The organism is Xenorhabdus stockiae (assembly GCF_002632825.1).
In the GTDB taxonomy this organism is placed as follows: domain Bacteria; phylum Pseudomonadota; class Gammaproteobacteria; order Enterobacterales; family Enterobacteriaceae; genus Xenorhabdus; species Xenorhabdus stockiae.
In genome coordinates this window covers 1-1,019 of the sequence record NZ_NJAJ01000127.1, presented here as the reverse complement: position 1 = coordinate 1,019, position 1,019 = coordinate 1, and the positions used below count along the sequence as shown (strand labels likewise).

The window sequence follows — 1,019 nt, the reverse complement described above, 5'->3', positions numbered from 1 at the left end:
ACAGGCCGTCTCTCCGGCTGTCACATCACTTCGTCTGCCTACAGCGGATGTTGCTGATAATGACCTGTTATTCTCAGGGGCATGGGTTATTTTTGATTCGGTCAGTACGCTCGATGAAAAGGAGACATGTCATAGCTAATACCGACAGACGGCGATAACCCGGCGCAAAGGGATATCGGTATCGATACACCTGAAGTGGTGTGCCCAAAATAGAGTAGTTAAAACAAGGGATTAAGTCGTTTTGCCCAGCCCCTTGCGCACAAGTAACACATTGAAAGGCAATGAGTTTATGACTTTTGTCCAGCGTGAAAGTGTGCTAACTATCACAACCTATGCTCGATTTCTTTTTTACCGCCGCCAACCAACCCGAGAGCCATCTGACCGAGGTCATCAATTAACTTTTCGGCTTTATCGAGAGTAACTAGATCATCTTGTCGTTTTCTCAGTCTACGGCCTGCATCCGAGGAGTCTTCATCTGATGCTTTTCGGGCTTTTGTGACAATGTCCTGCATCTGTTGAATTGTGTAGTCAATGGATGGGGTGTGCGTATTGCTTTCTTTATCAGCCAAATCTAATAACCATTTCCGCAATTCCTTAGCGACTTTAGTTTTCGACAGCATCCCCACAAGGTGAGCACCGCGGAGAGAGAAAATACGAGTTTCTGTCTCCCAATTATCGTAACCCTTTGATTTTTCCGAGGGGGTCATTTTGACCACCCGAGACATCTCTTCTGTAAATTCGTCTTTATTTCGACTGTAAATCTTGTTGACCGACTTATCATCCGCATATTCCAATAAGGATGCGAGCGATAAGGCAGTAAACCAAATCTTCCCGTCGCCATTATCAAAAGGGGTGACTTCTTTTTCTTTAAAGACTAAGACATTCGACATCGCGTATTACCTGCTCTATGAAATGAACCTTCGCCGAAATAGGAAACCAGCCCACCGAAGGCTCGCCAGCCATAACTGGTGACCTCGAAGGCTCATTTCGATAGGGTTAGGTTCGGTGCAATTGAGATG

Annotated in this window: 1 protein-coding gene; it reads right to left on the bottom strand. The window is 45.6% G+C overall.

Translation table 11 applies throughout. The features are described 5' to 3' along the window. Nucleotides 1-323: 323 nt before the first annotated feature. Nucleotides 324-890: a BRO family protein gene (locus Xsto_RS22060; protein WP_211284367.1), complete on the bottom strand. Its 567-nt coding sequence runs from the start codon at nt 888-890 to the stop codon at nt 324-326. Between the last annotated feature and the right edge of the window lie 129 nt (nt 891-1,019).

Bases quoted from the DNA above. Each gene is read 5' to 3' on its own strand.
- Xsto_RS22060 (WP_211284367.1), bottom strand. From the start codon at position 890: ATGTCGAATGTCTTAGTCTTTAAAGAAAAAGAAGTCACCCCTTTTGAT.